The sequence below is a fragment of the Candidatus Thermoplasmatota archaeon genome (assembly GCA_030018475.1).
Lineage (GTDB): Archaea > Thermoplasmatota > JASEFT01 > JASEFT01 > JASEFT01 > JASEFT01.
In genome coordinates this window covers 1-3,993 of record JASEFT010000039.1, presented here as the reverse complement: position 1 = coordinate 3,993, position 3,993 = coordinate 1, and the positions used below count along the sequence as shown (strand labels likewise).

At 38.5% G+C, this 3,993-nt stretch carries 4 protein-coding genes; all 4 read left to right on the top strand.

From position 1 onward, the window contains the following. Positions 1–1,164 (top strand): NAD(P)/FAD-dependent oxidoreductase (locus tag QMD21_05705; protein ID MDI6856259.1); only part of this gene is annotated, 1,164 nt, incomplete at its 5' end. Beyond that, positions 1,161–1,994 carry a UbiA family prenyltransferase gene (locus tag QMD21_05700; GenBank protein ID MDI6856258.1) on the top strand — a complete coding sequence of 278 codons (834 nt, stop codon included), beginning with the start codon at positions 1,161–1,163 and terminating at the stop codon, positions 1,992–1,994. The genes QMD21_05705 and QMD21_05700, both read left to right, overlap by 4 nt. 3 nt (positions 1,995–1,997) lie before the next feature. Continuing rightward, a complete protein-coding gene (locus QMD21_05695) occupies positions 1,998–2,675 on the top strand; it encodes a heptaprenylglyceryl phosphate synthase (GenBank protein ID MDI6856257.1) in 678 nt (225 codons plus the stop codon). Then, the coding region (locus QMD21_05690) for a DUF2070 family protein (GenBank protein ID MDI6856256.1) at positions 2,672–3,993 on the top strand (1,322 nt) is incomplete at its 3' end. The genes QMD21_05695 and QMD21_05690, both read left to right, overlap by 4 nt.

Here is a 3,993-nt window from a genome sequence, read left to right as displayed (position 1 = left end):
GTTGTAGTCGTAGGCGCAGGCCCTGCAGGCTCTACATGCGCTAAAGTAGCTGCTGAAAAAGGTTGCAGAGTTCTGCTAATCGAGAAAAGACAAGAGATAGGTGTTCCTGTGCGTTGCGGTGAAGGCGTTAGTAAAAAGATAGAAGAATTGAATATAAAAATACCTAAATACTGTATAGCGCAAGAAGTTAAAGGCGCTAGAATATTCGCGCCTAACGGTAAATTTATAGAACTAAGTGAGAAGGTAGCTGGTGGAGAAGTCGGCTATAATATATACAGAGATAAATTTGATAAAGAATTGGCTGTAAGAGCTGCTAAAGCAGGCTGCGATATTCAATTAAAGACTTCTGCTGTTGGAGTTTTAAAGGAAAATGATAAAGTTGTTGGTATCAAAGCCAAGCATATGGGCGATATTTTCAATATTCCTGCGAAGCTCGTAGTAGCTGCGGATGGCTTTGAAAGTCAATTACCAAGATGGTCTGGAATAGATACTTCGCTCAAGCCTAACGATATAGTAGCTTGCTTGCAATATACGATGGTAAATATAGATTTTGACAGCGATTATAACAATTTCTATTTGGGTAGCCTTGCTCCGGGCGGATATGCTTGGCTTTTTCCCAGAGGCGATGAGTGTAATGTAGGGCTTGGCGTCGCGCTTAATAAAATAAAAGAGTGCGGTGAAGTGAAAAAATGTATTGATAAATTCGTGGCACAGAAATTTAATAAAGGCAAAATTATAAGGATAGTTGCTGGGGCTGTCTCTACCTCACAGCCTATTGAAAAGACAGTTGCCGATGGTATTATAGTTGCCGGCGATTCTGCAAGGCTGATAGACCCTATAACAGGTGGAGGAATATTTAATGCTTGCCTATCAGGAATTTATGCAGGCGAAGTTGCTGCAAAAGCAATTGAGTGCCGAGATTATAGCGAGAATGTATTGCAAGAATATGAAAAATTATGGCGTGCTAAATTAGAAGATAAGCATTACAGGAATTGGTTAGTTAAGGAAAAGCTCAGCAAGTTTAGCGATGAGAAACTCAACAAAGGTATAGAAGCGTTGGCTGAATTTAAATTCGAAAAAATATCAACTCTGGAATTAATAAAAGCAGTACAAGAGAAATATCCTGAGCTATTAAAAGAGATAGAAGAGCTGTTAGTTTTATGAGCGCTTTTAAAATTATCAGACCGCTAAATTGTATAATGATTTTGATTGCTACTTTTTGCGCTATGCTCGTAAGTAAAGATATTATTGCGTTGAAAGCGCTAGTGCCTAAAATAATTCCAGCATTGCTATGCGCTCTTTTTATAGGCGCTGGCGGTAATGTACTAAATGATTATTACGACAGAGATATTGACAGAATAAACAAGCCTTGGAGAGCAATACCCTCTGGCAAAGTGACAGCTCGAAGTGCAAAATTACTAGCTACTTTATTAATGTGCTTAGGCATTATAACCGCGTTTCTAACCTTCGCATATTTAGCTGTAGCTATTGCCTTAATTGCCTCGGCACTGCTTGTTAGCTATGAAAAGACGTTCAAACATAAAGGATTGATAGGCAATTTAGTTATAAGCGCACTTGCAGCTTCACTATTCCTATTCGGAGGCGCTGCCGTTAACGCTGAATTTACTGCCTTTTGGGCTTTGATAATATTAGCTGCGCTTGCGTTCTTAAGCACCTTAAGTAGAGAAATAATAAAAGATATAGAGGATATGATGGGCGACAGACTAGAGCGCGAGACCTTGCCGCTCAAAGCAGGTGCTAAGCAAGCAAGGTTTGTTAGCGCTTTTATACTAGTAATTGCAGTTATTTTGAGCACTCTACCTTATCTTCTAAAAATATTCGATTTGCTTTATCTAATAATTATTGCAGGTGCAGATGCAATATTTATCTATTCAATATGCATGTTAACGAAAAGACCAGCTAGCTCTTCAGCACTACTAAAATACGGTATGCTCGTAGCTCTGGCTGGGTTTGTTATAAGCTCAGTTGCGTAAAAAATGGAGAATAAAAGCTGGCGCAAGTGGCGCCATATAGTTAAACTCGATCCGGACAAAACATTAGATGATAGAAGTATCGATAAAATTGTAAATTCAGGTACAGATGCTATAATGGTGTCAGGCACTCAAAACGTCACTGAAGAAAAAGTTCTAGCGCTGATTAATAAACTAAAAAACTATAAAATTACTAAAGTTCTAGAGCCGCCGCACCCTTACTGTATAGTTGAAGAGGGCTTTGACTATATTTTCGTACCGTCTGTGCTAAACGCGCAGAATGTTGATTGGGTTGTAGGGCTACATGCTAAATGGATCGAAAAATTCGAAGTTCCCTGGCAAAAAATTGTTCCTGAAGCTTATATTGTTTTAAATTCCAACTCAAGTGTAGCTAAAGTTACCAATGCAAGAACTGATTTGAAAGTTGAAGAAATTGTTGCTTACGCAGCCTGCGCTGAAAAATTCTTCGGTTTCCCTATAATCTATTTAGAATATAGTGGTAGCTACGGCGATATTAAAACGGTAGAAGCCGTAAGTAAAGCTTTAACTAAGGCACGACTATTTTACGGGGGCGGTATAGACTCAAGGGCTAAAGCGCTCAGAGTAGCGCGCTACGCAGATACGATAGTTGTAGGAAATATATTTTACGAAAATTTGATTGAAGGTCTTAAAACAGTAGTATGAGTGATTTAGAGAAGACTACAAAGTTGATAAAATACATATTTCGCGCACCTAATCCTAAATTTTCAGTATTAGGTATTTTGATATTTTCGAGCTTAGCTACATTGTTGCTTTTCCCTGAGCTCAATAATTTACTTAAATTATATTATTTTACAGTAATATTTTTACTTCCCAGTGTATTATCAGGATTGATTTCCAAGCCTTTGGCTGACGTTTTAAAAGGAGAGCTGTATTTTAGAAGAGCTTATTTAATATCGCTAATTTCACTTGCTATATTAACCACAATAACAATAACTATTAAGATTCTAACTCAAGAACTTGTAGTTGGCCTCATAATAGGCTATTCTTCAATTATATGGTTTCGACATGTAGTACTTGTAAGTATTTCTAATTCTAGCCATTTGCGCTCATTGCCAGCTTCGCTATCGCAATCGCTACTTGGATTATTTGCGCTCCACCTTGTGTTTGAGTTCACCGCCCGCGAATTTACTATCGCTATCTCAAATATTATAATATTTTTGGTAAGTGCATTCTCTTTCATAGAGCTTGCTAAACTAAAATTTAAAAAAGCTTACAATGTGAATGCTCTTGATTTGCTGAAAGCTACTATCGCGCATTTTACAAACAATTCGCTGGCACTAGAGCGATTTTTTGAAGCTGGTAAGGAAGAGCTTGAGGCAGCACTTAATGTGTTGTGTTTTAGGTCTGCAAAGAATAAAAAGCTCAAAGCTGTAGTAATAGTGCCTGAAAATGTGCATCCAGGACCGTTTGGCAAACTTTGCGGTAGCGATCTACCTGCCAAACTAGAAGTTCAGCAATTAGATTGCCCCCTGTTTGTATTTCACAGCTGCTCTACACACGATTACAATCCAGCAACTTCTAATGAGTGCTTTAAAATAGCAACTGCTCTAAAAGAAACGATCTCGAAGGCATCAGATTATAGCTCATTATGCTCTAAATATGTAGTCGGCTCTTCAGGTAACGTTACTGTTTCTGCACAGTATTTTAATGATTGCCTTTTATTAATATGCTCTTTTGAAAAGCCTGTGGATGATATAGAGCCCTCCGTTGCGAGCAGATTAACATCTGCGCTGAACGATAAAAGAGCAGTCGTAGTAGATTCGCATAGCTCCGTAGCGCAGAATGCTGCAACTCTAGAGCTAGACTCAGAACTACTTCCTGAGTTGATAGATGCCGCTCAAAAAGTGTATTTAGAAGCTAAGTGTAAAGAAGATAAACTCAGACTTGGGGTTGCTCTGAGATATGTGGATACTGCTGAGCTAGGAGCTTCAGGGATAAGAGCTTTGGTTGTAGAGGCTGG

Excerpts from the sequence above, each read along its gene's own strand:
- QMD21_05700 (MDI6856258.1), top strand. The coding sequence starts at position 1,161 with ATGAGCGCTTTTAAAATTATCAGACCGCTAAATTGTATAATGATTTTG.
- QMD21_05695 (MDI6856257.1), top strand. The coding sequence starts at position 1,998 with ATGGAGAATAAAAGCTGGCGCAAGTGGCGCCATATAGTTAAACTCGAT.